This window comes from Pseudomonas sp. C11, assembly GCF_034683865.1.
Taxonomy (GTDB): domain Bacteria; phylum Pseudomonadota; class Gammaproteobacteria; order Pseudomonadales; family Pseudomonadaceae; genus Aquipseudomonas.
In genome coordinates, this window is sequence record NZ_JAWIIP010000004.1 from 273,793 (window position 1) to 299,561 (window position 25,769).

The following is a 25,769-nucleotide window of genomic DNA, read 5'->3' on the forward strand; positions in this document are numbered from 1 at the left end:
TGCGGCAAATTTACCCAGGGTTTGACTGCTTTGACAGACTCTTCAGGTACAACCCCAAGTCCTGGAACCCGGCATTACGCAGGATCTCCGATACCTTGACCGAACGCTTTTCAGCTTTTGGCAGAAAGATGGCGTGCTGTTCTGAGTACGGCTGAGGTAACGCTTGGCAGAAATAGGTGGCCTGGAAAGCCCGCATCGCTCTGTAAAAAGCGTTCTGGTGTTCGGCCCAGGAAGAGAGCACGAAAATGTCGAAATCACGCCTCAGGCTCGCCAAGGCCGTCTCATTTAAGCCATACACCCGATACCGCCCCTTAAGCGGAACCTTCACGTCTATACGAGCAGCAATGTATTTGGCCGCAGCAAAATGATGGGAGCCTCCGCTATTCATCAGGAACACCCGCCGATCCCAAGCCCAAGTCGCAAAGTAGTCATGGTCCTCGCGGCTTATGATTCGAATTTCGTCCCAGGAAAGGTGCTCAGCGAGCCGCTCAGGGCTGACATCAGTAATCAACGCCTTGGAATTTCGCTCAACCATCGCATCCATGCTCTTAAACATGCGGAGGTCCGACTTTGACGCAGCGAAACCATCGACATCCTGGATATCACACGTCCAATCTTGGATTTCGTACTCCGCCCCAAGATTGGCAAGGTCATCGCGCTGGATCGAGGTGTCACCATAGTTACAGTGAGACCCCGGAGAATATGTCCAGCCACGCAAGCGCCCCGGTGTTGGCCAACTGTAACCCAACGCCATTTGGCCAAACCTATCCCACTTCACAACCTCTTCAGCCGAAATCCCTTTCTCATACTCAACCAACGGCATGTTCAGGCCCGGTTCCTGGTTAACTAAGCTGATGACAGACGCGGGATATCCCAGGTCATCGCATATCGAATCAAAGACGAATCTTGCTGCTTTCTTCCACATACGCCTGCTCGCCGATCAATGAGAGAAGGCTCTAGGATGCATTTATCCCAAAGCAGATGCGAGCCTTTTGACGCCATAAATATGGCGTATTAGCGCTTGTTCCAAGCATAGGCACACATGAAAAGTGGAAGGAAAGGTTTCTTCCTCAAGCTCCGCAGTGGCCTAAAGCTAAGCGATGAAAGCCAAATCAGCTATCAGTCAGCAGTTGCATCTCAGCGCAAGCGGCTTGCTGCTTGCTGCTTGCTGCTTGCTGCTTGCTGCTTGCTGCTTGCGGTCGCGATTCGTAGGCAGTGTGCCGGGGGCTTCCAGAGGCGGATCGGAACTTCGCTATGACACCTCTGTAGCCGAGTGGATGAATCTGACTATCTGGTCAACGTCATGGACTGCTGGTTGCCACCCACATAATGGCAATGCAATATTGCGATGACGTTGGTAAGGAGACTGGCTCATGTCACAGCAGATCGTGCAGCAACGACAAATCAATCATCTGATACATTTCACTCGTTTTCCGAACCTCCAGGGCATCCTTCGAGACGGGATCATTCCCCGGCAAGCGTTGGTCGCCCAGCGCGTTCCGTTCTTGTTTAATGATGAACACAGATGGGACGGAAGAACTAATGCCAGTTGCTTGTCAATCTCATTTCCTAATTACAAAATGTTCTGGCCCATTCGTTTAAATAATCCTAACGATGATTGGGCTGTGCTGCGCATCCACCCGAGCATCTTATGGGAAAAACAATGCTTATACTGTGACGGAAATGCAGCACGTGGCGATATCGCAGCAACAGCCACTCACCTTCTTCAAGGTCAAAACGCCCTTGAGCAAATGTTTGGCGAGAAAGAAGACTTTCCAACCAGAGCACAAGCACGGTTAAACAACAATGAACCGACAGACGTACAAGCAGAAGTTCTTGTATTCGGAACAATTGAGCCTAGATACATAATAGACATCAATATTGATGCAGCTAACAAAACACAAAATTTTAATCAGATCCTTGCCTTTTCAAGAGAGCACCCACAATTTGCTTGGCGGCACGAACCGGCCTATTATTACCCACGACATGATCATTGGATAGTCAGAGAGTTCCAGGATGGCTGAGAGACCTGTTTTTATCCCATGCGAAAATGGCGACTTCCTTGTTAAAACTTGCTTTGTTGGTTTCGAATGGTACCCAGGATTTTCCATTTCTCAAAAGCAGAAAAGCATAAATTCTTTGCACAGCAATGCGAAACGCAAACTAAACATTAGTAGCACCTTAGAAATATCATCAAAATCACCTGACATGTCAGGTGTCGCTGCAAGTGCCTTTAACTTAAAAATCACAACAAAAAAGCTAAATAAAACATTTTCGGTAGAGTGCGCCTTTCAAGCAAGCAAAAAATTTGAGCGCGGCGGCCCTTTTGTAGACTTGCTCGAAAAATCATCTATTGATGCAAAGAAAGATGAGCGACTGAGAAACAGTGGTCGCCTCGTAGAGTTTAGATTCTATAATACTTTTTGGCCACTAGAGCCTAAAACTATGTTTTACGACTGGCTCTATATCAATGCACTTCACAGTAACCCAGAGCTTGCCAAGCGAATAATTGAGCACGATAGCTATACTGACATTGAGTTCAATCACGAACGCTCCATTAATTGCCAAGCCTATTCGGCCGCTCTGTATAAAGCCCTTTTCAAAAGAGACCTACTAGAAAAAGCCCTTTCTTCGCAAGAGAGCTATGTAGAAATTATAAATAGTTATAAAACAGATGGCGCCAGAGACAACAACTCAATCCAGCCCGGCTTAGTGTAAGGCGCGATAGATCATGCAGGAACGAAAACGTCTCATGGATGGCATCATCGCAAGAATCAGCTGGATAAAAAGCCAGGTTGAGCTATCCAATAAAATCAACTTAACAGATATAAACATACACGCCGAAAACTTCTATCGGGACTTACTAAATCTAGTCCTCGGCATCCAGCTAAAAAACATAAACATTGCCGAACAAAATGCTACCGCCATTGACTTAGGCGACGCAGAAAATAGAATTGCGATTCAAGTCACCTCAAGTAGCGACTTAACAAAAGCAAAAACAACACTAGAAAAATTCGTCGAAAAAAATCTTGATAAAAAATACGACCAACTGAAGATTCTTAACATAACAACCAAGAAACACCACAAAACAAAAGAACTTAAACGAGGGAGTCTCATCTTAAGCACAGAAAGCGATATCGTAGACACCTCTTGGCTTATTCGCAAAATTTCAGATTTGAACTCAGACAAGCTACGGCAGGTGCACGAGTTTCTACGAAAGGAAATTAATCTCGGGGAAAATAAATCAAGCATCCCCAAAGAAGTTGACACAATACTAAGAATTATTGAGTACATCAGCGACGACGCTCACCCAATGGCGGGAGCGGGTGATGACTTTCTTGAAGAGCCCTATCCAGACGAAAAAATAAACATCCGATTCAAAGACCATGCCGATTTTTTAAAAGCAAGATACACCGATCTATACGGTGAGTATGGTGCAGTTCTCAAGGAAACTAAAGCGTCAGCAGATATAGGACAAGTTAAATTGAGACGCGCAGCCATGCACCTTAGAGGGCACAGTGATAAGTTACTAAGAGAGAGCAACGGAGATCCACAGCTAGCCCTTAATAAGATCATTGAAAATTTATCTCTATTGATTAGTTCAACTGGAATACAGTTCGACTCTAATGCAGCAGAATTCTATATCGTCGATCAACTAATTCAATGCAACGTTTTCCCTAACAGGCCTGAATCGTGCCCAGCTTGATATCCAAGGATGACGACTTAGCCTCCTGCGCACCTGTAGTAGGATTTGAAATTCTTAAAGCGTTACAGAATAGTGACCAGAAGAAATTAAGCATCAGCGAAATATCAAATAAACTAAAAGCAAAGAACAAAGCAAACGTACGCACACTTTACTTTGGTCTCATATTTCTATACTCGGCCGGCCTTATTGATTTAACGCCGCCATATGTGGTGCTAAATGTTCAAACTGACAAGACTCTATAGCTATCCAGAAGCTTTCGACGAAATCCAGTTCCACAGCGGACTCAACATCATTCTGGGCGAAACCAAAGAAGACAATCACAAAACGAATGGCGTTGGAAAGTCGCTGGTCGTTGACTTCATAAACTTCTGCCTACTAAAAAAATACAAAGATTGCCGAATATCCTTAATACCAGAATCAGTTTTACCACAAGACACGGCGATAATTCTTGAGTTCGAGTTTGATGGAGTACCATACAAGGTAATAAGATCCCCAAAAAACCACAATAATCCTCGCCTTCAATCGTACCTTGCCGATCTAAATATAGAGTTCTCTAACTTAGAGGATGCAACTGAATATTTCACCACGAGATTCATCAAGAGCAACGCAAGCGGCTACAACCCATCCTTTCGAACCATGCTGGGCCCGCTTATCAGAGATGAAAAATCAGAGTTTAAATCTATCGTTCTTTGCCACGACACATCAAAGAGAATACCAGCTGACTATACGCCCCACTTGTATTTGCTAAATATCAACGCGGTTCCGTATATTGATATAAAGCGCCTTTGGAGCGAGACGGACAAAGTTTCTGAGGCACTTTCGAAGATCAAGAGCGATATCCAAGCACTTACCGGAAAAAACTACAATGCATCCAAGGCCGAACTTAATGAGCTTACAAGTCAGGTTCAAAAAATCAAGAATGATATAGACACCCTTGAGAATACTGAAACCAATAAGATTATTAGCGATGAAATAGCTGAACTAGAAGATAGAATTGACAGAGCAAAATCGAAGCAAGCCGTTCTCAGACGAGAACTAGTAAAGACCAAGATTGCCAACGAAGAGCAATACATTCCAAACAACGAAATTGAACACCTCTACAACCAGCTATCCGAGGGACTAGGTAGCTTAATAAAGCGGCAGCTTGATGAGGTCATAGGATTCAAAGAACGAATTGACGACTTTCAAAGGTCGCTACTGTCTGCGAAGCGAGATGAGATCAGTCGTCAAGTTGAAAAAATAGAAAACGAGCTACAAGAGTTAGATTCAAAATATAGTGATAAGGTCGCACTACTAGACCAGGCAGGGTTACTCAAGAGTCTTCGGCAGACCATAGCTATTCATCAGAGCAAGGTAGAGGATCTATCCTCACTATCGGCCTGGTTCAAGACGTGCACAAAATACGAGCTGGAAAAGGTTCAGCTTGAATCTAATAGAAACTCAAAAACACTAGAACTCAGCATTTCACTAAACGAAGCCAATGAAGTACTGGACTCCTTTCAGGAATCAATACTAAAAATCCATGAATTTATAGCTGGCAATCGACATTGCTCTTTTGATATAGAAATTAATAGCAAAACTCGCGAGATAATCAAGTACAACCTTCGAATCCATGACGACGGCAGCCACAGCAACGAGCGAGAAAAGGTTTTTATGTACGACATATCTCTACTCCTCAACCATGAAACAAGTCGATATCATCCCCGCCTATTAATCCACGACAACATATTCGATGTAGACCAAGACACACTAGTCAGAAGCCTAAACTATTTGCACGAGAACAAATTGACCCTTGACCAAAGGCAATACATCTTAACTATAAATATCGACAAATTCCGAAGTGAAGATTTTGAAAGGTTGAAGTGGAATATACCTAGTATATCCGTCGCCAAACTCACCAAGCGACAAAAATTCCTTCGTACCAACTATCAAGAATTGTCCCATAAATCGAAAAAGGCGCGGTAAAAAATTGCAACCCCAGCGCACCAACGCAGCATAACCTTGAAACAATACATATCCAAAATAGCAGAACATAAAGCGTTTAAAGAAATACTGGAAGAGCCACCGGCACAGCTCAATGCATTCAAACGCAACTCAAGCTCTGAAAGAGAAAAGTTAGAGAAGGATAACCCAGAGCGATTAAAATAAAAATTCTCGACAGAATAATCATCTGTTAACGAGGAGAGGAGAGTAAAATTTGCATTTCGGATACATAGAAGGAGAAAAATGCAAGCCTGAACCAGGAAAAAAGTCAACCTGTGCCTACTGCAACGGCGAGCTGATAGCACACTGCGGCACACACAAAATTTGGCACTGGCATCACAAATCAAAAATATCTTGTGATGGGTGGTGGGAGCCTGAAACTGATTGGCACCGCAATTGGAAGATGCTATTCCCAAGGGAGCAACAGGAAGTAATTCAGCTTGATAAAACAACAGGTGAAAGGCACATCGCCGACATAAGGACGGATAAAGGCTATGTGCTTGAGTTACAACATTCTATCCTCAAGGAAGATGAACTTAAAGCACGCGAGATTTTTTACGGAGATGCATTAGTTTGGATCGTGGACGGTATGCGGCTTGAGTTTGACCGCTTCAATTTCAATTTCTTGCGTAAGGGTGATTGGCCAAACTTTACGTTTGGTTGGTATTGCGCATCTAAACTTCCCCACCGATGGACTATAGCTCAACGTCCGGTTTTCTTTGATTTTGGATGCGAAAATCTATTTAGACTCGAAAGCTTTGACCCGATAGGAAAAACAGGAATGGTTAAAGCATTCACCAAGCGTAGGTTTATAAGTTATTGCGGAATAACTCCTACAGAAGAAGAAATAAAAATCGTCTTAGATCCAATCGGTTACCGAAACAAATAACATCTCACCAAGCTGGAATGCACCCGACCTAAGCCCACTAAAAGTTTCGGTATAAAATCCAAACTTCGAGACAATCTCATCAATTGCAGTTGAAATCTTAGATTCAGCTATTACCGTCTGCGGCGCATAGTTTATACGATACACTTTACTCTCTTCTAATTACCTCACCTAGATTCTTGAGCAAGAACGAAGGAGCATCTTCGCATGCGTAAAGTACGACTGATAGCGGCCCTGAGACAAACGATATTGAGCGCCAGCCATGCTCTTTAAGCTGTGGATTTACTAAAACCTCGCCTGAAATATAACCATGTACATCATCTAGATTTACATAGAAAAGCAAATCTAATTTACGCTGTGTCGCAGGGGCATATGGTCTGATTTTTGGAATCGTTTCTTCGACTAGTCTGCATAGTTCGGTGTATGTTATATCTATGGCCGTATATTCCTCGAATAGATCCTCTACCACTTTGGCTTCCTTCGCGCGGCGAAGACTCTCCTTATATTCGGAGTGACGACGCTTTCCAGGGTCCATGATTTCCTTGATCTCGAAGCAAGCATCAAGGAAAACCACATCCGGCGGCTCGTCATTTGCAGAAAAAACAGGTCCAGCAGGTGCTTGCCCCCCAAGATTAGCCAAGAACTCCTCTACAACCCAACGCTCCCGTTCGGGTTTTCTTGCGGCAGAAAAGAATGAGACCGCTTCTTCCCGGGCCCTGATAGTGGCGGCAATGAAATCTTCGTCATCCACAGCGGTCCCTCTAATAAATTTAACGAATATCGCTTACAGTCTAATCTTTTACTTGAGAGGATGCCCAGTCAGACGGAAATTCGTCATCAGTATCAGATAAACCTAGTGAACCGCCTAAGTTTTTCCTTCTTCAATTAGAGCCCACGGATCAGCAACCAAATTGTCCTCGTATTCTTTGACACCACCAGAAACTTGACTAGAGCTGTGATTAGGTGTACCTAGAAACCCTTTAACTTCCTTGACCATATCTTTTGGTATCAACACCAATTCAGCATCGACGGCTTCCGCAATTTTGTCGATAGTTGAAAGATTTGGATTACCACCCTTCTCTATTTTTTCGTATTGCTGCCGATTTATTCCTGCAAGTAAAGGCATATCAGAAGACTTTATCTTCAGTGCAAGCCTGCGCTTTTTTATTTGATCTAGAAGCGTCGTTCTCATCGCCAATCGCCAATCGCCCATTGCAGCACGAATGCTGCACAGAATTGACTCCAACACACCGCGACAGAGCATTCTAGGGTCGCAGGGTATTAACCCGGCAATTTAACAGGGCAAATAGCGATTGGCTCGTAAAGTCATAAGCCATTGAAAAATATGGTTTTCTCCAGAGTCCATAGATGTGCTATTTGATTGCCGCGTTAATATCAAGGACTAGCCAGAGGCCTTGACCGCGACTCACCTTTACCGTCGAACTCCAACCTCCTCAGCCTAGTTAGCAGTGTATCTGACTCATCATATCCCGGCGCATAGCCCAGACGGGTTGCTCCCGGCACCCGGCCAATGCGCAAAGTTCCTCTCCCTTCTCGTTGTTTAATTTGATCCAAAACCTCCATCAGCCGCTAAGCACCCAGTCGCGGCGCTGGTGCAAATAGATCAGGCGTTAGCTCTGCACGCTGCCTCAGGTCCATCAGCAAGATGGGGCATTTGGATAAGGGTATCCAGGTCGGTAGATTTGGCTCATGCCTCGCTGAGCGAATGCCAGAATCTCACGCGTATCATCCGTGGCGATTGGCAGGGCCAGGAGGCCCGGCGCCATGATTGCTGGCCGTTACAGGCGGAGCTTAAAAGCGCAAGCCTGTGACCCTAGCTCTTTCACCAATACCAATTGCTTAAAGCTAGCATTCGACGGTGCCTGTCAAGCGACGTGTGACTTAGTAAGCTCCGAAGAAATGGCTAAAATAGGTTGCTACTGATCAATATTAGGGAAAGTAAAATGACAATGAGCAATATCGAGAAATTCGACGAAATAACAGGAGAAGTGTTCGCTAAGCTCTATCTAAATTTCCCCGTACCATGCCTGCTTCGATCCGCTGAATATGTTGCTAACTCAACTGAGTACAACGAACACATCGGAGCTGACGTGCCTACTAAAGAAGCGGAGTTTTTCTTTGCAAGTATCCGCTGGCTAGAAGACGCAGGATATATCGCTACAAAAGCTGAGAACGAATTTTATGTAGCAGAAGTTGTGCTCACTAGCAAAGGACTAGAGGTTTTGCGAGCAATGCCATCAAGCCTACAAGGGAAAGCATCCATCGGAGAACGTCTAGGGGATACAGCAGCTAAAGGCGGGAAAGAAATTGCACGCATGCTAGTTTCAGAAGCACTTGCTCTCGGAACGCGGATCGTTAGCCAAAAAGTAGGAATAGCTGTCTGATTTTCATAGGAATATTCGGAGACCGGGAGTACGCATAGATGCTTCAAGCAGCAACGGGGAAACTGTTCACTTATGACGTAGAACGCACCAACGTTCTTCGTGGCGTCGTTTATACAAACATTAGTTTTTTAGCAGGGGAAGGATTCGAGACCTCAATCGGCTCTATACAGAGCCTATCATCTAGAAGCTTTCCCAATGTCTTCAATTGTTCAATCACAGAGAAAATTGAAAAAAGCGGGAGTGGACCTGGAGTCTTAGTATCCAACAGCATCAGCGCATACATTCAAGACTTTTCGGATGTTATATCGTTTGTGCTTGGCGTTACTTGCACTCCGGACATTAAGGCCGCTGAAAGAGCTTTGATTGAGAAAAGCCGAATCAGTAGAGACCCTGAAAGCCCAGCTTTAAAACGATATTTCTCCCCAGATATAGTTATTAAAACATCTGAAATCGAACACCTGAAGCAGGTAACAAGCGATCTAATCGCACTTCGTCGTGCACAATACCTGGCTGCAATAAAGTCCATTCGATCTTACACCACCGCCGTTTATCGTTCTAAAGATGATCTTGACTTAGCATACACACTTCTAATTATTTCTCTTGAATCACTTGTCCAAAATTTCGACAACTACGAAACATCATGGGCCGATCTCAACGAGATAAAAAGAAAGCCTATTGACAAAGCGCTAACGGGGCTTTCTACCGAGAGAGCAGAATCCATCAGAGGAGCCGTTTTATCTGGTGAACATGTCGCCCTTAGCAGACGATTCAAGCAGTTTGTATTTTCCCATATTCCAGACGATTACTTCGGAAAAATGGCAGATACGGAGCCTCGACCGGCTGGAAAAAAGGATCTTAAGCAGGCGTTAGACAATCTCTACCAGACACGCTCCAAGTACGTTCACGAACTAGTTTCTCTACCACGCAACATGCTCCATGCTGTGGATGCAGAAACCGTCGTGATTGACGGAAAAATACTATTTACCTTTCAGGGACTCCTACGCTTAGCAAAGACTGTAATTCTTGAGTTCATTCTTAGGCAAGAAAAAATAGAGAAGGAACCATGCAATTACATGATTGATAACCCCAATATTATTTTCGCAAAAATGTGCCCCTCCACATGGGTCGGAAACACACAAGGGCTAGCTACAAACAATTGCCCATCCTATTTTGGCGGTTTTATAGAGCTGATAGGAAATTTTTATGAAGCCCACCCAAATGGAAAAATATATGATGTCAGAGAAGTGATCAAGAGCGGCCTTAAACTTAAAGGCCTAAAGCCAAATCAAAAAAGATCACTGCTAGGTATGCACTTCATATTCAATTACTTCATTCGAGGCGACCAGCAGTCAAAAATAAAAATATCGAACGCCGACTTAAAGTCCATCAACGAGCCATCCCTTGAGTCCTTGATAACACATGTAATTATTGGACAAAACACTGAATGGGACACGAAGGATCACGAGAAGTACTATCATGCTTACTACAAGCAACGTCTCAATAAATCCGGAATTTATCTCTCCAACAAGATAGAAGCATGCCTAGGTCTATCTCTCGCTGAGAGTTTTCGCCTGTCCAACCAAATACAAGAATGTGTTGCCCAGCTCCGCACCACCGCTGAAGACCATCCTGCGCTCATCAAAATTCGTGAGCTGTCGGAAAATTTTGACAGCAACACTCCGATTCAGTGGATTACTTTGGTCTATTCTAATATCGTTAAGCCCAAATCAAACCTGGAGTGTGTTGGCCTATAAGCGGTATTTTCAGCCTTCCTATAAACTGAAATAGGATTAGAAATGTCCAAAATCGTTGAATATAAAGCTCTAGAGGCACAGGTCGCCGCGCAGATTGCTCAGCTGGATGCAATGAAAGCAAGCGGCGCGCTAAAGCGCGAGATTGAGTTTGAGGACAGCTTCGTACACTCCTTGCGACTTAGAATATTTCACTGCGGGATGTCATTGCGATACTCGACCCAAACTCTAACCGCAAACCGGCAGTCGATCAGCAAGCTGATCGCCGTAAGAAGCGTGTTCTTAAGCGGTACAAGAATCCCAACACTGGCGAAATCATCGAAACGAAAGGTGGTAACCATAAAGTTCTTAAAGGCTGGAAAGCGGAACACGGCAATGCCGTTGTCGAGAGTTGGGTGCAGTAACCTTCACGCTAGCTACGCTAAAAGCAAAAGGATGGGCGAACCGCAGTCAAAACTCATCCGTATAGTAGCCCCATTGCTGGACCAGCTCATTAATAGCGAGAGAGATTCTAGATTCAGACGTCAACTCGGCTGAGGTGTAACTCAGAGCTACAGCAACCACCATCTGAAAGTCATCCAAGAGCCTTGGATCAAACGGCCAGACCTGAATATTCATCACAGAGGCATCCAGGCTAGTAAATTCGTTCACGAACTCCACATGCATCTTCAGGACCTCCCACTCACCTAAAGCTAGTGCAAAGCTTTTCTGTGGATAGTCTGCAAGCATCGTTCTTGTGTCCAAATACGTATCGCCGGCAGGACATAGGGCAGGATGACTGAAGGCCTTAATGCTGAACGACATCAACCTAGGAGACGATACGAAGTTTCTTATGAGTGCAAAATCCACTGGACCACGGCTAAACTCCCAATCGAGAACCCGAGTGAGATATTGTTGTAGATTGGGATGATTTGCCATCACCACGCAATTAACAGGGGCCGTCATCATTTATACACCAACCCCGTGCTCTAATTGTTTCAATAATTTATATACGGACTCGCACCCTGCGGTCGTTGCCATCGCTTCGCAAGGAGAGATGCCCCCTAAAGCGGTGCTTTTTAGCTGTATCCAGCGGGCAGCATTTTCGCTGAATAAGTACATAACCAAACCCAGCGTCGCTGCATACTTCACGATGTACTGCTCATCAGAGCATCTCGGGTCAATCACGTCTAGAATTGCTACTCCACTGTGCTCAGGGCACCGAGCCCTAAACCATCCGTGGCGCTCGGTATTCTCTCCTTCACTGCCACATATTTCGCAGACAAAGCCAGATACCAGCTCTGTGATATCGAGAGCCATATCAACTGTGGCATCCCCACCTCGCTGGTATATGCGCAGCTCGCCGAATTTCTCCTTGACTTGAACTATGCCGACTTCAAGACCGGCTTGACCAGCATAACTTTGGACAAAACGAAAAGTTCCTTCCAGTAGATCTGCCCAGCCGTCATGACACTCGAAACCGAAATGGATAGAGTCACCACCTAAATTGAGCAGAGTGCCGTAACGGATGGAAAGGCGTCTTTCGTTGAGGTTATTCATCTGCACCACTTTCCCTAGGCCACACCACCTTTCCAGAACTATCGTCCATCCCAACCGGATAGCAGTTTCCATTCTCCAACAGGTAACAAAATACTCGCCCAATCAATCTGATTTCACGGAGAGGCTCCATTAGCCAACTTCCGCTCTCATTAAGCCAAGGAGGTGATACAAGCTGAATCTGCTGAATACGTGTCTCTGAGGTGTCTCTGGATGCGAGCCCCAATAGATAATGCGCACGAGGGATCATGAGCTGCTGACAATGCTTATTGTCATCTTCGTCCGTCGACTCAAGCGTTACAAAAAACCATTCATGACTCCAAGTTTGAGCCACGTACGCCCAGCGATGCGAGCCAGCCTGAGGAGCAATGAACAGATCTGGCGCCAAAAGCGCGTGGTCATGAGTTTCGAACATATTATATCTCCAGTCGAAGGCATATGCGTACTATAGTACGCTTACATTCTCACCTCAACGTGGCTTCATACTCCCTTTTGGAGAGGGACTTATGAGGGACTTGAACGAGGCGTTTGCCCATGCGCTGAAATGCTTGAGGATCGAAGCAAAACTTACCCAGAACGACTTCCCCCCTGAGGTCAGTCGCGAGCACGTGAGCTTAATAGAGCGCGGCCTGCGCTCTCCTAGCCTTGAGATGATCGATCTGCTTGCGAACAAGCTGGGTATCCACCCGCTAACCCTCGTTACACAGTGCTACTTATCCGGCATGCGCTCAGTGGAATTGGACGATTTACTGGAGACTGTGCGGAACCAAGCCAGGCCAGACCTTGCTAGGTGAGGGCTTTAGCTTTGATAGATCTGGCTGATCCACTTTTAATCGAAAAAGATGGACATCCTGTTTTTTCCCTAAGCATCTGATTTTTCTGGAGTAATGTATGTCCATTTTTCCTATTACTCCCCAGTATCCTTCTTGCCACACCAACAAATGCCCGACCGGCGTGGCCACCCAGGATCCACTGCGCCAGCGTGCTCTAGTGGTCGAGGACAAGGCCCAGCGCGTTTACAACTTCCACCGCAACACGCTCAAGGCGCTGGCCGAAATGCTCGCCGCCGCCGGCCTCGACCATCCTTCGCAGATCGACGCCAAGCACCTGGTGCAACGCCTGTCGGCGACCGAGATCAAGCTGTTCGCTCAGCAGCACGTCTTCCTCCAGCCGGGCGAATTGCTCAGTGGCCAGATCGGCGGCGAGTTCTACCAACGCATGTGGCAGATGGCGCGCGCCGACAGCTTCGAGCCGGCCTCGGCCTGAACCTGGGCAGCGCCGGCGCTCCGACCTTCGCCTGGCATCTTGAGCGACGCACGAAAGCGTGACACCTTCGCCCGTGCGCCTGGCAGTAGAGGAGTCGCCATGCTTACCCCACGCTGCACGACATCATCGCTCGGCCGGTCATCGCACCCCGCATGAGTACATCGTCCCTTTGTCGCCTGGGCGCTCTGCTGGCCTGTCTGTTCAGTTCGCTGACCCAGGCCGGGCAGCCGGCGCTGCGCTTCGCCGTCACCGAAAGCACCGCCATGCCGATGATGCAGATCGAGCATGGCGAAGCGGTGGGCGGCATTCTCTACGACCTGCAAGCGCGCCTGGCGCAGAAAGTCGGGCGCGAAGCCAGGATGCTGGTGCGGCCCCGCCTGCGTGTGCAGAGCATGATGATGCACGGCGAGATCGACGTGCGTTGCAATGTCAGCCCGGCCTGGCTGATCAGCGGGCATCACCAGTACATCTGGAGCCTGCCGTTCATGTTCCAGCGCGACGTGCTGGTGACCCGTGCCGACGTACAGCATCGCGAGCCCAAGGCCGGCGAACGGATCGGTACCGTGCTCGGCTTCGGCTACGCCGCGCTGGAGGGGCGCTTTCTCAGCGGCGACCTGCTGCGCGAAGACGTGCGCACCCAGGCTCAGGTGCTGGAGAAGCTGGCCGCCCGGCGCTATGACTTCGCCGTCGCCAACCAGTTGACCCTGGACTGGTTCAACCGCCACCTCGCCCCGGACAAGCGCCTGGTGCGAGTGGCCGAGATTGGTAGAGACCCACTGGCCTGCATCGTCCGCGACGAAGCGGACGTACCAACCCAGGCCCTGCTCCGGGCCATGGTGCAGATGAAAGAGGATGGCGAGCTCGACGCCATCCTCGCTCACTATCGCTAGGTTCTGTACGAAAGGTAGTCGAGCGAAGGTCAGGCAAGGCAAAAACAGGTGAGGAAGCGGAGTTTACGAGCTGTAAATGAGCATTCCGAACCTGTTTTTAACGAAGCATCACCGAGCACAGGCACTTTTCGTACCGAACCTAAACCCTGGGCGCCGCGTACTGCGGCAGCGTAATACAGCCGACATTGCCACCGCCGAGCAGCAGCTCACGCGAGCGCTCGATGCCAATGATGCGATGCTGCGGGAACAGCTCGGCCAGCACAGCCTGGGCCGCGCGGTCATTGGGGTCGTCGAACAGCGGCATGACGATCGCCGAGTTGCCGGTGTAGAAGTTGATGTAGGACGCGCAGATCAGCGTGCCGGCCTGGCGCGCCATACTGCCGTCCACCGCATCGAGCCCCTCGGCCTCCTCCGCGCTCCACTCCAGCACCCGTGGTTGCGGCAGCTTGTGCACGTCCAACGCACGGCCACGGGCGTCGCGGGCACTGCGCAGCACGTCGTAGGCTTCCTGGTAGATTTCCCACTGCGGGTCGCTGCGGTCGTCCGTCCACTGCATCACTACCACGCCCGGCCGTACGAAACAGGCCAGGTCGTCGATGTGCCCGTCGGTTTCGTCGAACTTACAGCCACGCGGCAGCCAGATGATTTGCTCGGCGCCCAGGTAATCGGTCAGGCGCCGGGTGACCTCGGCCTTGCCCAGGTGGCCATTGCGATTGCGGTTGAGCACGCACTGCTCGGTGCTCAGCAAGGTGCCCTGACCATCGCTGCGGATGCTGCCCATCTCGGCGATCAGCGAGGCACGGTAGCGGTCGCACTCTTCCAGTTCGAGAATCTTCTGCGCGATCTGGTCGTCCTTGTCCCAGGGAAAATACAGCCCGCCATCGAAGCCACCATAGGCATTGAACTGGAAATCCACGCCGCGCACTTCACCCGTGGCGTCATTGACCAGGAAGGCCGGGCCGCTGTCGCGGAACCAGGTGTCGTTGCAGCTCATTTCCACCACCCGTACCTGCGCTGGCAGGCGGCTGCGGGCATTGGCGTACTGCGCGGCCGAGGCGCAGACGGTGACCGGCTCGCTGCTGGCGATGGCGCTGACCACGTCCACCCAGACCTGCTGCGCCGGCTTGCCGCCGTTGCGCCACACGTCCGGACGCTCCGGCCAGCCCAGCCAGCAGCGGCGCTTGGGCTCGAACTCGCCGGGCAGGCGAAAGCCATCGGCCTTGGGGGATGAAGTCAGGGTACGGGCCATCTCGCGGCTCCTCGTCGGTGGCTGGAATCGGCCCAGACACTACCCGCGCGGCACTCGCGCGACCAATGAGGTTTATCGCGGAACCCTTGAATTCAATTCACAGGTCGGTCAACTGATCGGTGAACCACTCGATGAAGCCGGCCACCGCCGGCTTGTCCAGGCGCAGGCGCTCGCAGACCAGCGCGTACTGCCCCAGCGCCGGCACCTGAGCAGCGAAGGGGCGCACCAGGCGACCGCTGGCCAGATCCTCGCCGCTGGTGAGGTTGTCACCGATGGCAACGCCCTGACCACGCGCGGCGGCTTCCATGGTCAGGCCGGCATGCCCCAGGTAGAGGTGCCGCGTGGGGCGAATGTCGCCGGCATGAGTGGTCAGCCAGGCCGTCCAGGTCTTGCCGTCCTGATCGTCGTGCAGCAGGCAATGGCGCGCGAGGTCACGCGGATGCTTGAGCGGCGACTGGTTGAACAGGCCAGGGCTGCACACCGGGAAGAACTGCAGGGTCGGCAGCGGCCGCACGAAGTAGGCACTGGCATCGTCCGGGCCGGTGCCGTAGGTGATGGCGATGTCGATATCCGCCGCCGGCAGCGAGGCGTCGAGCGGCTGCTCGTGCAGGTGTAGGGTGACCTGCGGGTGGCGCTCGGCAAAATCGGCCAGGCGCGCCACCAACCACTTCTGCGCCAGCTCGGCGGTCACTGCGATGCGTAGCTGGGCTTGCGAGCCGGGGTCACGCAGCTCATCGCAGGCCTCGCCGATCAGCTCGAAGGCCTGCTGCAGACGACTTAGCAGCCGCCGCGCCTGGGGCGTCGGGCGTACCTGGCGCCCATCGCGTTCGAACAGGGCGCTGCCCAGTTGCTCTTCCAACTGGCGAATCTGATGGCTGACGGCGCTGTCGGTAACACATAACTCCGCAGCGGCACGGCCGAAATGGGCATGCCGCGCGGCGGCTTCGAAGGTGCGCAGAGCGGTGAGCGAGGGCAGGCGGCGCATGGCGATCCCGGTTCGGTCGAAAACGCGCATGCTCGCCCAGCCCGGGACGACCAGCAAGCCTCGACGAATGTCGTGCTATGGCTGGCTCAGAGTGCTCAGCACTTGCTGAACCCGCTGTTGCAGCGAGCCGGTCAGCCGAGTGAATGGCCTGCTGCGCCGCGTCAGTTGCTGCTCGTACCACTGGTTCTGGCGGCGACGAAAGGTCTCGTCCTGGCGGGTGCCGTCCTGCACGAAGGGGAAGTCGTCGGCGCACAGGAACAGGTGGTGATAGTACCGCTCGGCCAACTGCTCCAGTTCAGCCTCGGCGCGGCCGAACAGCTCGCGGCAATAGAACAGCGTGGTCAGGGGCGTGGTGTCGCAAACCAGATAGCGCCGGCACTGCCCGGCCAGCTCGCCTTCGCGCGCGACCTGAGTGCGACCGATGCGCAGCAGGTCGTCGTAACCGAGTACGCCGCCCTGCTCTTCCCACAATTCGCGGCCGTACTCGGCGGCATGCCGCGTGCCCAGCGCCTCGGCCAGTGCCACGGCGAGGCTGCTTTTGCCGGTGGACTCGCCGCCGAGCAAGGCGATGCGCTCGACGAAGTCGGCATAGACCGATGGCGCCAGATACTCGCGCAGGCCATGGATATCGGCACGCAGACGCGTGCCGGACACCGGCACCTGCGTGCGCGCCCGGTCGATCTCGACGTGTTGCACCGGCCGCCCGAAGCACCGGCTCAGATACGCCGCGAAGCCCTCACCATAGGCTTCGCTGGTGAACACCGCATCGACCGGCTGCCCCAGCACCGTCAGGCAAAAGTCAGCCACGAACTGGCGCTGCACGGCATCGGGCTCGGATTCATCGGGCAGATCAGGCAAGCGCATGCCTCGTTCGCGCTGCTGGGCGACCCACTCGGGCGTCACCACCCAACTGCGCAGCTCGGGAAAACGCATCCGTAGCCAGTTCGCCCGTCGCTCGGGCTCGCAGTCGGCACGCTCCGGGCATGACCAACTGAGCAGCACGAGCTGCTCGCACTGGGCCTGTGCCTGGCGGATCAGCCATTCATGCCCCAGATGCAGCGGGGCGAACTTGCCCACCACCAGGCCAATCGCAAAGCGTTTGCTCATTTCAGACCGTCTGCAGATTCAGTTCTCGGCGCCAGCGGTACAGCCCGTACCAGGCATTGCACCAGAACAGCAGATAGATGAAGGCCGTCAGGTACAGCTCGCGTGAGGCGAACAGCGGCACCGAGAGCGTGTTCACCAGCAGCCAGCCGTGCCAGGTTTCCAGCTTGCGGCGCATCAGCAGCAGTTGCGCCAGCACGCTGAAGGTCAGCACCAGGGAGTCGATGAAGGGCGCGTAAGCGTCGGTGAAATGATGCAACAAGGCGCCATAGGCCAACGCCACCAGCACGGCCAGCGCGCTCGCAGAGAGCCACTCCACGCCGGACAAACGGCTGATCGGCATGGGCTCGCCACCGCGCCCGCGTGCCCAGCTCCACCAGCCGATCAGGCTAGTGACCACGAAGAACCCTTGCAGGGTGACATCGGCATACAGCTGCACGCTGAAGAACAACCCGCCAAACAACACGCACCCGACCAGCCCGACCGCCCAGGTATGCACCGAATTACGCGCTGCCAGCAGCACCGAAGCCAGGTAGAACAGATTGGCGAGAATCTCCAGCGACGACGGCATGCACGCATCCTTATGGACATGGAATCAGCCGCGCAGCCTAGCACGTGACGCAGGCCACAACCGTGCATGCATCACCTGAACACAATAGGTGTTCCATGGTCTGATAAGCGCCCCTGACATTCCAAAGGACTGGATCGCCCCATGCCCCTGCTCGCCCTCCTCGTCATCGCCTGCCAAGTCACCTGCGGCCTTCATGTGGTTCGCTCCGGCCAGGAGCGCTACTGGCTGTACCTGATCATCGCCCTGCCCGGTCTGGGCTGCCTGATCTACTTCCTCGGCATCATGCTCCCCGATCTGCTTGGCAGCCGACGCGGGCGCCAGACCATCAACCGCCTGCACGACAGCCTCGACCCGCAGCGCCATTTGCGCGCCCTGCGCGACGAACTGGAGATTCGCGACACGCGTGAAACACGCGTCAACCTGGCCGACGAGTTGCTGCGCCTGGGTCAGGCCGAAGAAGCCGCGACGCACTACCAGCTCGCTCTACGCGGACTCGACAGCGATGCGCCGGACATCCTCCTCGGCCTGGCCAAAGCGCGCTTCGCGACGGAGGACTACGCCGGCTGCCAGCAAACGCTCGACCGTTTGATCGCCAGGAATCCGGACTTTCGCTCGGCCGAAGGTCACCTGCTCTATGCCCGCGCCCTCGAAGCCGAGGGCAACGACCTCAAGGCCGAAGAGGAATACCAGGCGCTCAGCCGCTACTACGCTGGGCCAGAAGCGAACTACCGCTACGCCCTGCTGCTCAAGCGCTTGGGCCGCCAGCGCGAGGCTGTCGAACTGCTGCAGCAGATCCAGGCCTATGCCCGCCGCTCGGCGCGCCACTACCGCACGCTGCACAAGGAGTGGCTGGATCTGAGCCAGAAAGCACTGCTCGAATTGCAGCGCGGCTGAATGGGCGCCCGTTTTTTGCCATCGTTCACAAAACGGAAAAGCCAAGCCTCGGTGCGCAAGACTTTGCACATAGGTCATTGGTTAGCATCGGACGCTATCGGAGAACCATGCTGGCATTCGCCGGCTGCAGCAGGGATGCAACAAAATGAGCGGCTACGTTCCCAATAACCGCAACGAACGCCCGGCTCCCAAGCCCGAACCCTACAACGGCGAGTTCCACCGCCAGGCCCCGCGCCCGCTCGAAGGTGTGAGCGTGCAAAGATCCAATTGCCTGGTCGGGCTGCGTTTCGTCTGGGACAACGGTGAATGTCTCGGTGCCAACCTGCCCTACAGCCTTATGCCTGCCATCGGCAATGCCTTGCGCGGCAACCTGGATACCCGCGGCAGCCTGACCCAGACCATCCCCAGTGGTGACTACGAGGCGCAATTGCTCCTCGACACGAATGTCGACGCCGATGTGTCCAGTGCTCGCACTGAACTCCAGGGCGTGTTGGATGAAATCCTTGCGGCAGAACGCGCTGAAGCAGCGAGGCTGCAAGCCATTCAGGATCAACGCAGCGCCGCCTCCAACTACCTGCATCGCCAGCTGGCCATGGGCAAGGGCTTCTTTCTCGGCGCCTGGGGGCTACTGAAGACGGCCAAGGAATACAGCGATCTGGTCAACCCGTTCACCGTGTTCAGCAATACCCTGCGGAGTGCCTGGAAGGCTCAAGTCAGCAATGGGGAAAGCTGGCTGCTCACCTTCAGCCGCCAGTTCAACGCCGAGCAACACCGCGAACTGGTCGAAGCGCTGGGTTTCGACCCTAGCAGCATCACCCGTGAACAATTGGCCGAAGCCTACGAGCTGGCCTGCTTCATCTACGAAGACGGCCCCAGCAAGGCCATGCTCGGCCACTTCGCCGTCGACTACGCCAAGGCACAGAACGCCGAGGAAATCGCCGAGTTCAGCGGTGGTGCCCTGTTCGAAATCGTACTTGCAGCCCTGCTGATCGCCTTCACTGGCGGTATCGGCCTGGCCGCACGCGGTGCTGCGTCGGTAAGCTACACCAGCAAGCTGGCCCGCCTGGGGAACGCACTGAAGCGCCTGAGCGCAGCGCTGAAGCGCGCAAGAATCAGGCGTGGTGGCAGAGCGAAAGGGAGCGGGACTGGGGCACGGACGGTAGAGGTGGAACGACCGAAGGACGCCCCTATCTCGACCTTGACTCCACCTGCTGTAGCTTCACGAAAGCCCATTGTGATAGAGAACGACATACTGGGTAAGCAACGAACGGGAAGTGCTAAAAAAACGGATCCCATGCATAGCTTCAACGATTTAATCGATAACTATGCTGGCGACGCCCAAACATTTGAGATACCAACCAAAGGCCCTGGCGGCATCACTATCAGAACTTCTAGGCTTTACCAAATTGAAGGCAGCCTGAATGGCAAAGATGGCATATTCGAATGGATAGTTGATCAAGATCGCGTTACTCATAGACGCTTCATTCCCGGAGGGAAAATAACAGGTTTTCCCAACCAACCTCCAAGACCTAATAGCTAGTTATGAACAATCTATTTTCCGAACTCATTAAGCGCGACCTGCTTGACTGGCCAGCATTGATAATTGGCTTGGATAAGGGCTGGGTAACCAAGAGCGAAATATCCGATTATGCATTCAAGCTTCTATCCGAAGGCCAAGAAGATACGGATATATCCTTGTTGGCTGGCAGCGAATCGCTGACTGACGATGAGGTAAACGTTCTATTGGTAACCCTCTGCAAGAAAGAGGGTGCCGACATCGCAATGAAGCAGACGGATACTCTTGAAAAATGGCGCTTAGCAAGCCTTGCAGCACTACAGCACTCATCGCTACCTGTGCAAGACAAGCTTGAACGCTTGCAAGAACTCTATGCAGAGTTCGGTTATCCAAACGACATGGCTTCGTGCAGTATTTATGCGCAAGACAATATTGACCCTCTTGAAGCATTGCAGGGTGTCGTTAGCAGTCTGGAGCAGCGCTTCGCTAAAGGGAGCCATTGATTCTTCCTCCCGAAAGCCGAAAATTATCAAGACAACCCAAGGTAAGAACAAAACACGTGAGTAGTGACCAGCCGTTCAGCTTTATTGATTTCAAAAAAGACAATAAAGATCCAGCTATTTCTGGCATCGATTACGTGCACGCGGTATACGCTACCACACCACTACACTTCGATTTTCTCGTTCATTACGCACAACTCTTTTCACCCGACATGACGGTGGTGGACGGGCGGGTATTCATCCGTGAGCTGTATGATGAGAACCGTCATCACGCGCTCTTAGAAAGTACAGAGGATGCGGACCATGCCCAATATTGGATGAACCTGCTGGAAATCACAGGTCTGTTTGATGACTTGACGACAGAGCAGGCTATCGCCCTGGCTCGGATAATGTCGCAATCCTGGAACAATAAGCTACTCACGGAATATGGCAGCTCATATGGAGAAGCCCGCTACATTTACGACGCCGATAGCGATGAGGTCTTCGTCACCATTGCCAGACAACCCTTGTAGAAGCGGAAGTGCGATGAATGGATCGATCATCTTTTTCATCGAGAAACGAATCCCAGAAGCGGATCTTCTCGCTCTGTTCAACGAGGAGCTGTTGGCGGGGGTAGAGTCTCTGGAATATCCCAATGAAACGGCTGCCGTTTTCCTTCAGCATCTCGATTACGACGTCGACTTCCAACAGAGCGCAATGCTTAGCTGGGCAGCCCAAGGGGTGGCCATCGATGACATTGGTCTTGCCCAGAGCCTTGCTGCCAGATTCTCCACGAAGATTATTCTTGAGCCCCAGAATATGAGTCTACCCGATGGTTATGACTGGTGCCTGGTGACGGAAGAACGCCAGCTTTATGCCGTTGCTGTGGCCGAGCTGGATGATGGACTCGCTCTGCGCCCAGACGCACCGAGCGTTCCGCTCAACAGCTAACGGTGCACTAGACCCGCGACACCTCTTCCCACGCCACCCGCTCCCCGGTCCACACATGGAGCTCGCGCCTCTGCGCTCCCGACCATAGCCAACCGTTACGCGCACCGACCAAGGTGCTGACCGCGTGTTGGCGGCCGAAACGGTTGTGCCGGGCGAGCAGCAGAGCAATATCGCGCATGACCGCCAATAGGTTGCTGTTGGACTGGAACAATGGCGTCAGCAAGCGGCTGGCCTGACGGTAGTAACGCAGGTGATCACGGCGCATATCGCCGTAATGAGCGAAGCGCGCATCCCAATCGAGAGACTGCGGCTCGGCGGCATCGCCGAGGGCATCGGCCAGCGCTGCCGCATCGACCAGCGCCATATTGGCGCCCTGCCCCAGCTGCGGACTCATGGCGTGGGCGCAGTCGCCGATGGCCAGGACGCGGCCCTCGTGCCAACGCTGCATGCGTACATCGGCATAGGCGGCCAGAGTCAGTTGCGCCGGGTCGTGCAGTTGCTGCAGATAAGGCTCGGCAGCCTCACCGGCGAGCGCTCTTACGCGCGCCTTCCAGGCCTCGAGTCCCGCTTCGCGGCAAGCGTCATGCTCACTCAGCGGCAGACTCCAGAACAGGCTGGTCAGGGCAGTATCACGGGCCTGGTGGGTGCTGCCGGTGGGCATCAGGCCGAACATTTCACGGCAGCCGCGATACCACTGGCGCAAATCGCGAGACTCAGCGCCAGGCGGGGTCGGCAACATGCTCCACAGCGCACCCCAGGGATAAGGCCGCGCCCATTGCCTGACCTGCATCTGCGCGCGCAGGGTCGAACGTGTGCCGTCGGCCAGAATCAGCGCGGCGAAATCCCCGACAGGCTGTTCATCGCCGCTCGGGTCTTCGCGCCACAGGCGGATATGCGTGGCGCCCTGTTCGAAGCGCTTCACCGTCACGCCGGTTTCTACCCGCACCCCAGCTCGTTGCGCCGCCTGCAACAGGGCAGTCATGAGTACGCCACGGTGAATGCCCAGACCAAAGCTGCCTGGCTGCCAATGGTGATAACGGGTGTCGAGGATGACGCGGCCCTGGCAACTGGTGCCGTACAGACGGCTGACCGGTGCCCCCAAGGCCGTGCATTCGGCCAGCAGGCCAAGACGCTGCAGCACTGCCAGGCCGGATGGCTGCAGAAGAATCCCGGCGCCGACGGGCTGCAACTGCTCGACGCGTTCCAGCACACGAACGTTGTAGCCCTGGCGGGAGAGTAAAATGGCGCTGGCCAGCCCTGCAGTCCCTGCGCCCACGATTGCTATCGGTAATCCCTGCATCGTCCTACTCCTTTTCGATGCCGGGGATTCTATGCGAGGCGCGGGGCAGCATGCAGTAGGTGTCAACGCTTGCCGGATTCATCCAGCAGGATATCGAAGCCACCCTTGTTCTGGCTGACGATGCGCAGTTGCTGGGTCTCCCCGGCCTTGATCGGCACGGCGACCTCGCGCAGCAGGCGCCCCATGCCACACAGGGTGTCATCCATGCGATCCGGGGTGATACCGACGATGCGCGTCCCGGGTGGCACCTCGAAGCGTGCCTCCTCGCCCACGCCAATACGTGCAGCGACCTTGCGATCCACCTCGATAGCCACATAGCAGCCACCGCCCATCAAGCCGAAATCTCGGGTGACCACGATGTGCGCGCCCCCTGTCTCGGCAGTCTGGAAGGCCAGCAAGCGATCCTCCGGCACCGGACGCACGTGCTCGGGATCGGCGCGAAACGAGGAACAACCCGCCAGCAACAACAGCGGTACAGCGAGAAGGAACGAACGCATGCAGCCCTCCGTGGGCATATCGGGTGTGCCCTGAGTATTAGCGCGAGTAATGCGTTGAGCAAGCGCCATCGATAGCAATGATGCCAACTAGCAGGCGCTTCGATTTCTGCCAGGCGCCAGGCGGTGGTTTCATCACTCCTGTCCCCCGCCGCACCACCTCAACCGCGGCTCAACCGATTGGAGCAACACAGATGAAAATCGCAACCCTGGTTTCCGCCGTCATTTCCAGCCTGGCACCCATGGCCTTCGCCGATGACACCGGCAAGGTCGGCCACGGCATCCCCGTGGAGAACTACCACTACGGCATGCAGCTGGATGTCGCCAGCGTGCTCGAACGCACCGACAACTCCGGCAAGAGTGGCGTGGTACCGAGCATCATGGTGTACCGCGACAGCCAGGGTGAGCTGCACAAAGTGCGTTTCCTCGAATGGGGCGGCAAGGCCAGCCAGAACGGCTGAGCCGAATGCAGCGGGCGCCCTGAGGGCGCCCGCTACGTTCAACCTTGAAGTCGCTTGCTCAGGCGCGCCTGAAGCTTCTCCAGCTCCGCCGGATCGGCCTTGTTGGCGGCGTGAATGCCGAGCCCCTCACCTTCGAAACGCGGAATCACGTGCATGTGGATGTGGAACACCGTCTGCCCGGCCGGCGCGCCGTTGAACTGCGCCACCTGCACACCCGCTGGTTGCAGCTCGTCGACCAACGCCTGGGCGACCTTCTGTACCGTCGCCATGACCTTGGCCAGGTTGTCCGTATCGATCTCGAGAATATTGCGCGCAGCCGCGCGCTTGGGGATCACCAAGCTGTGACCGTAGGACTGCGGAAACAGGTCGAGGAACGCCAGAACGTCTTCGTCCTCATAGATCTTGAAGCAGGGCAGTTCGCCACGAATGATCTTGGCGAAGATGTTGTCGGAATCGTATTGGCCGATCAGGCTCATGAAGGCGCTACCTCTGCGTGGTTCGAGGCAGGCAACATACCCTGGCCCAGCCCTTCATGGAAACCGGCACGACAGCTCGTTTCGTTCGCTCACCGAAAGACCACCGAGGAAATTCAATGACCGATCTCACCCGCTACCCCATCACCCACAAATGGCCGGCAACCGATCCCGAGCGCCTGCAGCTCTATTCACTGCCAACACCCAATGGGGTCAAGGTTTCGATCATGCTCGAGGAAACCGGCCTGGCCTACGAGCCGCATCTGGTCAGCTTCGAGCGCAACGAGCAGTTCAGCCCGGAATTTCTCTCGCTGACGCCGAACAACAAGATTCCCGCCATCCTTGACCCGAACGGGCCAGGCGGCCAGCCGCTGGCACTGTTCGAGTCCGGCGCCATCCTCGTCTACCTGGCGGAAAAGACTGGCCAGTTGCTCGCCCAAGATCCGGCGCAGCGCTACGAAACCCTGCAGTGGCTGATGTGGCAGATGGGCGGGGTCGGGCCGATGTTCGGCCAGCTCGGTTTCTTCCACAAGTTCGCCGGCGCCGAATACGAGGACAAGCGCCCGCGTGACCGCTACGTCGCCGAATCGGCGCGCCTGCTCGGCGTGCTCGATCAGCGCCTGCAAGGCCGCGACTGGATCATGGGCGACTACAGCATCGCCGACATCGCCGTGCTGCCCTGGGTGCGTTGCCTGGTGGACTTCTACAAGGCGGACGAATTGGTGCAGTTCGAGCGTTTCGGTAACGTGCGCCGTGTACTCAACGCCTTCCTCGCTCGCCCGGCGGTGCAGCGCGGCCTGAACATTCCGGCTCGCGACTGAAGCCCCCGAGATAGAGCCTCTGCCAATCCCCCAGCGAGGCGCTAGGAG

The 25,769-nt window shown here is 53.5% G+C and carries 30 protein-coding genes and 2 pseudogenes; 18 read left to right on the plus strand and 14 right to left on the minus strand.

All coding sequences use genetic code 11. From position 1 onward, the window contains the following. Positions 1-10 precede the first annotated feature (10 nt). On the minus strand, positions 11-925 hold the full coding sequence (locus VC352_RS09210; protein ID WP_322979271.1) for a DUF6685 family protein: 915 nt from the start codon (positions 923-925) through the stop codon (positions 11-13). 448 nt (positions 926-1,373) lie between these two features. On the opposite strand from VC352_RS09210, the gene VC352_RS09215 reads away from it, so the two are divergent. The 5 genes from VC352_RS09215 to VC352_RS09235 all read left to right on the plus strand — a co-directional run bounded on the left by VC352_RS09215 (position 1,374) and on the right by VC352_RS09235 (position 6,578). Further along, on the plus strand, positions 1,374-2,024 hold the full coding sequence (locus VC352_RS09215) for a DarT ssDNA thymidine ADP-ribosyltransferase family protein (RefSeq protein WP_322979272.1): 651 nt from the start codon (positions 1,374-1,376) through the stop codon (positions 2,022-2,024). Further along, a complete protein-coding gene (locus VC352_RS09220; protein ID WP_322979273.1) occupies positions 2,017-2,718 on the plus strand; it encodes a DarT1-associated NADAR antitoxin family protein in 702 nt (233 codons plus the stop codon). Before VC352_RS09215 ends, VC352_RS09220 begins: the two co-directional genes overlap by 8 nt. Before the next feature lie 34 nt (positions 2,719-2,752). Continuing rightward, positions 2,753-3,706 (plus strand): SMEK domain-containing protein, encoded by a 954-nt coding sequence (locus tag VC352_RS09225; RefSeq protein ID WP_322979274.1) that lies wholly within the window; start codon positions 2,753-2,755, stop codon positions 3,704-3,706. Between the two features lie 216 nt (positions 3,707-3,922). Beyond that, positions 3,923-5,671, plus strand: a complete 1,749-nt coding sequence (locus VC352_RS09230; RefSeq protein WP_322979275.1) for a DUF2326 domain-containing protein — start codon at positions 3,923-3,925, stop codon at positions 5,669-5,671. 232 nt (positions 5,672-5,903) lie between these two features. Continuing rightward, the gene (locus VC352_RS09235) at positions 5,904-6,578 is read left to right on the plus strand and encodes a competence protein CoiA (RefSeq protein WP_322979276.1); all 675 of its coding nucleotides are present in this window, start codon (positions 5,904-5,906) and stop codon (positions 6,576-6,578) included. A gap of 145 nt (positions 6,579-6,723) precedes the next feature. Here the strand turns inward: VC352_RS09235 and VC352_RS09240 are convergent, their stop codons facing one another. From VC352_RS09240 to VC352_RS09250, 3 genes are all read right to left on the minus strand, one after another. Beyond that, positions 6,724-7,326, minus strand: coding sequence for a DUF1780 domain-containing protein (locus VC352_RS09240; RefSeq protein ID WP_322979277.1), 603 nt, complete (start codon positions 7,324-7,326; stop codon positions 6,724-6,726). Positions 7,327-7,440: 114 nt separating this feature from the next. Further along, entirely contained in the window at positions 7,441-7,839 is a 399-nt protein-coding gene (locus VC352_RS09245; protein WP_322979278.1) for a helix-turn-helix transcriptional regulator, read from the minus strand. Positions 7,840-7,970: 131 nt separating this feature from the next. Further along, complete coding sequence (locus VC352_RS09250) at positions 7,971-8,159, minus strand: hypothetical protein (protein ID WP_322979279.1); 189 nt, start codon at positions 8,157-8,159, stop codon at positions 7,971-7,973. Positions 8,160-8,539: 380 nt separating this feature from the next. Here VC352_RS09250 and VC352_RS09255 point away from each other — a divergent pair, with 380 nt between their 5' ends. The 3 genes and pseudogenes from VC352_RS09255 (at position 8,540) to VC352_RS09265 (ending at position 11,135) form a co-directional block, all read left to right on the plus strand. After that, a complete protein-coding gene (locus VC352_RS09255) occupies positions 8,540-8,980 on the plus strand; it encodes a hypothetical protein (protein ID WP_322979280.1) in 441 nt (146 codons plus the stop codon). 38 nt (positions 8,981-9,018) lie between these two features. Beyond that, the gene (locus VC352_RS09260) at positions 9,019-10,734 is read left to right on the plus strand and encodes a hypothetical protein (RefSeq protein ID WP_322979281.1); all 1,716 of its coding nucleotides are present in this window, start codon (positions 9,019-9,021) and stop codon (positions 10,732-10,734) included. 42 nt (positions 10,735-10,776) lie between these two features. Continuing rightward, positions 10,777-11,135: pseudogene (locus VC352_RS09265) on the plus strand (histone-like nucleoid-structuring protein, MvaT/MvaU family). A 46-nt stretch (positions 11,136-11,181) separates the two neighbouring features. On the opposite strand, the gene VC352_RS09270 reads toward VC352_RS09265, so the two are convergent. Genes VC352_RS09270 through VC352_RS09280 form a run of 3 tightly spaced genes read right to left on the minus strand, consistent with a single transcriptional unit; the run spans position 11,182 to position 12,682 of the window. Further along, complete coding sequence (locus VC352_RS09270; RefSeq protein WP_322979282.1) at positions 11,182-11,679, minus strand: hypothetical protein; 498 nt, start codon at positions 11,677-11,679, stop codon at positions 11,182-11,184. After that, the gene (locus tag VC352_RS09275) at positions 11,680-12,270 is read right to left on the minus strand and encodes an MbcA/ParS/Xre antitoxin family protein (protein WP_322979283.1); all 591 of its coding nucleotides are present in this window, start codon (positions 12,268-12,270) and stop codon (positions 11,680-11,682) included. Further along, the gene (locus VC352_RS09280) at positions 12,263-12,682 is read right to left on the minus strand and encodes a hypothetical protein (protein WP_322979284.1); all 420 of its coding nucleotides are present in this window, start codon (positions 12,680-12,682) and stop codon (positions 12,263-12,265) included. The genes VC352_RS09275 and VC352_RS09280 overlap by 8 nt, the downstream gene beginning before the upstream one ends. A gap of 91 nt (positions 12,683-12,773) precedes the next feature. Between VC352_RS09280 and VC352_RS25390 the strand changes: the two genes are divergently transcribed. The 3 genes and pseudogenes from VC352_RS25390 (at position 12,774) to VC352_RS09290 (ending at position 14,423) form a co-directional block, all read left to right on the plus strand. Then, positions 12,774-13,061, plus strand: a complete 288-nt coding sequence (locus tag VC352_RS25390; protein ID WP_416340123.1) for a helix-turn-helix domain-containing protein — start codon at positions 12,774-12,776, stop codon at positions 13,059-13,061. A gap of 121 nt (positions 13,062-13,182) precedes the next feature. Next, positions 13,183-13,533: pseudogene (locus VC352_RS09285) on the plus strand (glutamate synthase-related protein); the annotation flags it as partial. A 152-nt stretch (positions 13,534-13,685) separates the two neighbouring features. Continuing rightward, entirely contained in the window at positions 13,686-14,423 is a 738-nt protein-coding gene (locus VC352_RS09290) for a transporter substrate-binding domain-containing protein (RefSeq protein WP_322979285.1), read from the plus strand. 139 nt (positions 14,424-14,562) lie between these two features. Here VC352_RS09290 and aguA read toward each other — a convergent pair whose 3' ends face one another. The 4 genes from aguA to pnuC form a co-directional block, all read right to left on the minus strand. Beyond that, positions 14,563-15,672: an agmatine deiminase gene (gene aguA, locus VC352_RS09295; protein WP_322979286.1), complete on the minus strand. Its 1,110-nt coding sequence runs from the start codon at positions 15,670-15,672 to the stop codon at positions 14,563-14,565. A 97-nt stretch (positions 15,673-15,769) separates the two neighbouring features. Continuing rightward, positions 15,770-16,657 (minus strand): LysR substrate-binding domain-containing protein, encoded by an 888-nt coding sequence (locus VC352_RS09300; RefSeq protein WP_322979287.1) that lies wholly within the window; start codon positions 16,655-16,657, stop codon positions 15,770-15,772. 75 nt (positions 16,658-16,732) lie between these two features. After that, a complete protein-coding gene (locus VC352_RS09305) occupies positions 16,733-17,764 on the minus strand; it encodes an AAA family ATPase (RefSeq protein ID WP_322979288.1) in 1,032 nt (343 codons plus the stop codon). A 1-nt stretch (position 17,765) separates the two neighbouring features. After that, positions 17,766-18,332, minus strand: coding sequence for a nicotinamide riboside transporter PnuC (pnuC, locus tag VC352_RS09310; RefSeq protein WP_322979289.1), 567 nt, complete (start codon positions 18,330-18,332; stop codon positions 17,766-17,768). A 141-nt stretch (positions 18,333-18,473) separates the two neighbouring features. Between pnuC and VC352_RS09315 the strand changes: the two genes are divergently transcribed. From VC352_RS09315 to VC352_RS09335, 5 genes are all read left to right on the plus strand, one after another. Continuing rightward, positions 18,474-19,226 (plus strand): tetratricopeptide repeat protein, encoded by a 753-nt coding sequence (locus VC352_RS09315; protein WP_322979290.1) that lies wholly within the window; start codon positions 18,474-18,476, stop codon positions 19,224-19,226. 145 nt (positions 19,227-19,371) lie between these two features. Continuing rightward, a complete protein-coding gene (locus VC352_RS09320) occupies positions 19,372-20,766 on the plus strand; it encodes a hypothetical protein (protein WP_322979291.1) in 1,395 nt (464 codons plus the stop codon). A gap of 2 nt (positions 20,767-20,768) precedes the next feature. Next, on the plus strand, positions 20,769-21,245 hold the full coding sequence (locus tag VC352_RS09325; protein ID WP_322979292.1) for a DUF2247 family protein: 477 nt from the start codon (positions 20,769-20,771) through the stop codon (positions 21,243-21,245). A 56-nt stretch (positions 21,246-21,301) separates the two neighbouring features. Beyond that, a complete protein-coding gene (locus VC352_RS09330; protein WP_322979293.1) occupies positions 21,302-21,754 on the plus strand; it encodes a hypothetical protein in 453 nt (150 codons plus the stop codon). Positions 21,755-21,767: 13 nt separating this feature from the next. Then, positions 21,768-22,172 carry a hypothetical protein gene (locus tag VC352_RS09335; protein ID WP_322979294.1) on the plus strand — a complete coding sequence of 135 codons (405 nt, stop codon included), beginning with the start codon at positions 21,768-21,770 and terminating at the stop codon, positions 22,170-22,172. A 7-nt stretch (positions 22,173-22,179) separates the two neighbouring features. Here VC352_RS09335 and VC352_RS09340 read toward each other — a convergent pair whose 3' ends face one another. Beyond that, on the minus strand, positions 22,180-23,472 hold the full coding sequence (locus tag VC352_RS09340) for an NAD(P)/FAD-dependent oxidoreductase (protein WP_322979295.1): 1,293 nt from the start codon (positions 23,470-23,472) through the stop codon (positions 22,180-22,182). Positions 23,473-23,534: 62 nt separating this feature from the next. Further along, positions 23,535-23,969, minus strand: a complete 435-nt coding sequence (locus VC352_RS09345; protein WP_322979296.1) for a 3-isopropylmalate dehydratase — start codon at positions 23,967-23,969, stop codon at positions 23,535-23,537. 191 nt (positions 23,970-24,160) lie between these two features. On the opposite strand from VC352_RS09345, the gene VC352_RS09350 reads away from it, so the two are divergent. Beyond that, positions 24,161-24,427, plus strand: a complete 267-nt coding sequence (locus VC352_RS09350) for a DUF2790 domain-containing protein (protein ID WP_322979297.1) — start codon at positions 24,161-24,163, stop codon at positions 24,425-24,427. Positions 24,428-24,465: 38 nt separating this feature from the next. Here the strand turns inward: VC352_RS09350 and VC352_RS09355 are convergent, their stop codons facing one another. Next, entirely contained in the window at positions 24,466-24,903 is a 438-nt protein-coding gene (locus VC352_RS09355; RefSeq protein ID WP_322979298.1) for an HIT family protein, read from the minus strand. A 116-nt stretch (positions 24,904-25,019) separates the two neighbouring features. On the opposite strand from VC352_RS09355, the gene VC352_RS09360 reads away from it, so the two are divergent. Beyond that, entirely contained in the window at positions 25,020-25,721 is a 702-nt protein-coding gene (locus tag VC352_RS09360) for a glutathione S-transferase N-terminal domain-containing protein (protein WP_322979299.1), read from the plus strand. Positions 25,722-25,769: the final 48 nt, after the last annotated feature.

Excerpts from the sequence above, each read along its gene's own strand:
- VC352_RS09290 (WP_322979285.1), top strand. The coding sequence starts at position 13,686 with ATGAGTACATCGTCCCTTTGTCGCCTGGGCGCTCTGCTGGCCTGTCTG.
- VC352_RS09220 (WP_322979273.1), top strand. The coding sequence starts at position 2,017 with ATGGCTGAGAGACCTGTTTTTATCCCATGCGAAAATGGCGACTTCCTT.
- VC352_RS09335 (WP_322979294.1), top strand. The coding sequence starts at position 21,768 with ATGAATGGATCGATCATCTTTTTCATCGAGAAACGAATCCCAGAAGCG.
- VC352_RS09270 (WP_322979282.1), bottom strand. The coding sequence starts at position 11,679 with ATGATGACGGCCCCTGTTAATTGCGTGGTGATGGCAAATCATCCCAAT.
- VC352_RS09320 (WP_322979291.1), top strand. The coding sequence starts at position 19,372 with ATGAGCGGCTACGTTCCCAATAACCGCAACGAACGCCCGGCTCCCAAG.
- pnuC (WP_322979289.1), bottom strand. The coding sequence starts at position 18,332 with ATGCCGTCGTCGCTGGAGATTCTCGCCAATCTGTTCTACCTGGCTTCG.
- VC352_RS09230 (WP_322979275.1), top strand. The coding sequence starts at position 3,923 with ATGTTCAAACTGACAAGACTCTATAGCTATCCAGAAGCTTTCGACGAA.
- VC352_RS09275 (WP_322979283.1), bottom strand. The coding sequence starts at position 12,270 with ATGAATAACCTCAACGAAAGACGCCTTTCCATCCGTTACGGCACTCTG.
- VC352_RS09355 (WP_322979298.1), bottom strand. The coding sequence starts at position 24,903 with ATGAGCCTGATCGGCCAATACGATTCCGACAACATCTTCGCCAAGATC.
- VC352_RS09300 (WP_322979287.1), bottom strand. The coding sequence starts at position 16,657 with ATGCGCCGCCTGCCCTCGCTCACCGCTCTGCGCACCTTCGAAGCCGCC.
- VC352_RS09210 (WP_322979271.1), bottom strand. The coding sequence starts at position 925 with ATGTGGAAGAAAGCAGCAAGATTCGTCTTTGATTCGATATGCGATGAC.
- VC352_RS09315 (WP_322979290.1), top strand. The coding sequence starts at position 18,474 with ATGCCCCTGCTCGCCCTCCTCGTCATCGCCTGCCAAGTCACCTGCGGC.
- VC352_RS09325 (WP_322979292.1), top strand. The coding sequence starts at position 20,769 with ATGAACAATCTATTTTCCGAACTCATTAAGCGCGACCTGCTTGACTGG.
- VC352_RS09280 (WP_322979284.1), bottom strand. The coding sequence starts at position 12,682 with ATGTTCGAAACTCATGACCACGCGCTTTTGGCGCCAGATCTGTTCATT.
- VC352_RS09340 (WP_322979295.1), bottom strand. The coding sequence starts at position 23,472 with ATGCAGGGATTACCGATAGCAATCGTGGGCGCAGGGACTGCAGGGCTG.
- VC352_RS09360 (WP_322979299.1), top strand. The coding sequence starts at position 25,020 with ATGACCGATCTCACCCGCTACCCCATCACCCACAAATGGCCGGCAACC.
- VC352_RS09255 (WP_322979280.1), top strand. The coding sequence starts at position 8,540 with ATGACAATGAGCAATATCGAGAAATTCGACGAAATAACAGGAGAAGTG.
- VC352_RS09260 (WP_322979281.1), top strand. The coding sequence starts at position 9,019 with ATGCTTCAAGCAGCAACGGGGAAACTGTTCACTTATGACGTAGAACGC.
- VC352_RS09245 (WP_322979278.1), bottom strand. The coding sequence starts at position 7,839 with ATGCTCTGTCGCGGTGTGTTGGAGTCAATTCTGTGCAGCATTCGTGCT.
- VC352_RS09225 (WP_322979274.1), top strand. The coding sequence starts at position 2,753 with ATGGATGGCATCATCGCAAGAATCAGCTGGATAAAAAGCCAGGTTGAG.
- VC352_RS09305 (WP_322979288.1), bottom strand. The coding sequence starts at position 17,764 with ATGAGCAAACGCTTTGCGATTGGCCTGGTGGTGGGCAAGTTCGCCCCG.
- VC352_RS09350 (WP_322979297.1), top strand. The coding sequence starts at position 24,161 with ATGAAAATCGCAACCCTGGTTTCCGCCGTCATTTCCAGCCTGGCACCC.
- VC352_RS25390 (WP_416340123.1), top strand. The coding sequence starts at position 12,774 with ATGAGGGACTTGAACGAGGCGTTTGCCCATGCGCTGAAATGCTTGAGG.
- VC352_RS09250 (WP_322979279.1), bottom strand. The coding sequence starts at position 8,159 with ATGGAGGTTTTGGATCAAATTAAACAACGAGAAGGGAGAGGAACTTTG.
- VC352_RS09215 (WP_322979272.1), top strand. The coding sequence starts at position 1,374 with ATGTCACAGCAGATCGTGCAGCAACGACAAATCAATCATCTGATACAT.
- VC352_RS09345 (WP_322979296.1), bottom strand. The coding sequence starts at position 23,969 with ATGCGTTCGTTCCTTCTCGCTGTACCGCTGTTGTTGCTGGCGGGTTGT.
- aguA (WP_322979286.1), bottom strand. The coding sequence starts at position 15,672 with ATGGCCCGTACCCTGACTTCATCCCCCAAGGCCGATGGCTTTCGCCTG.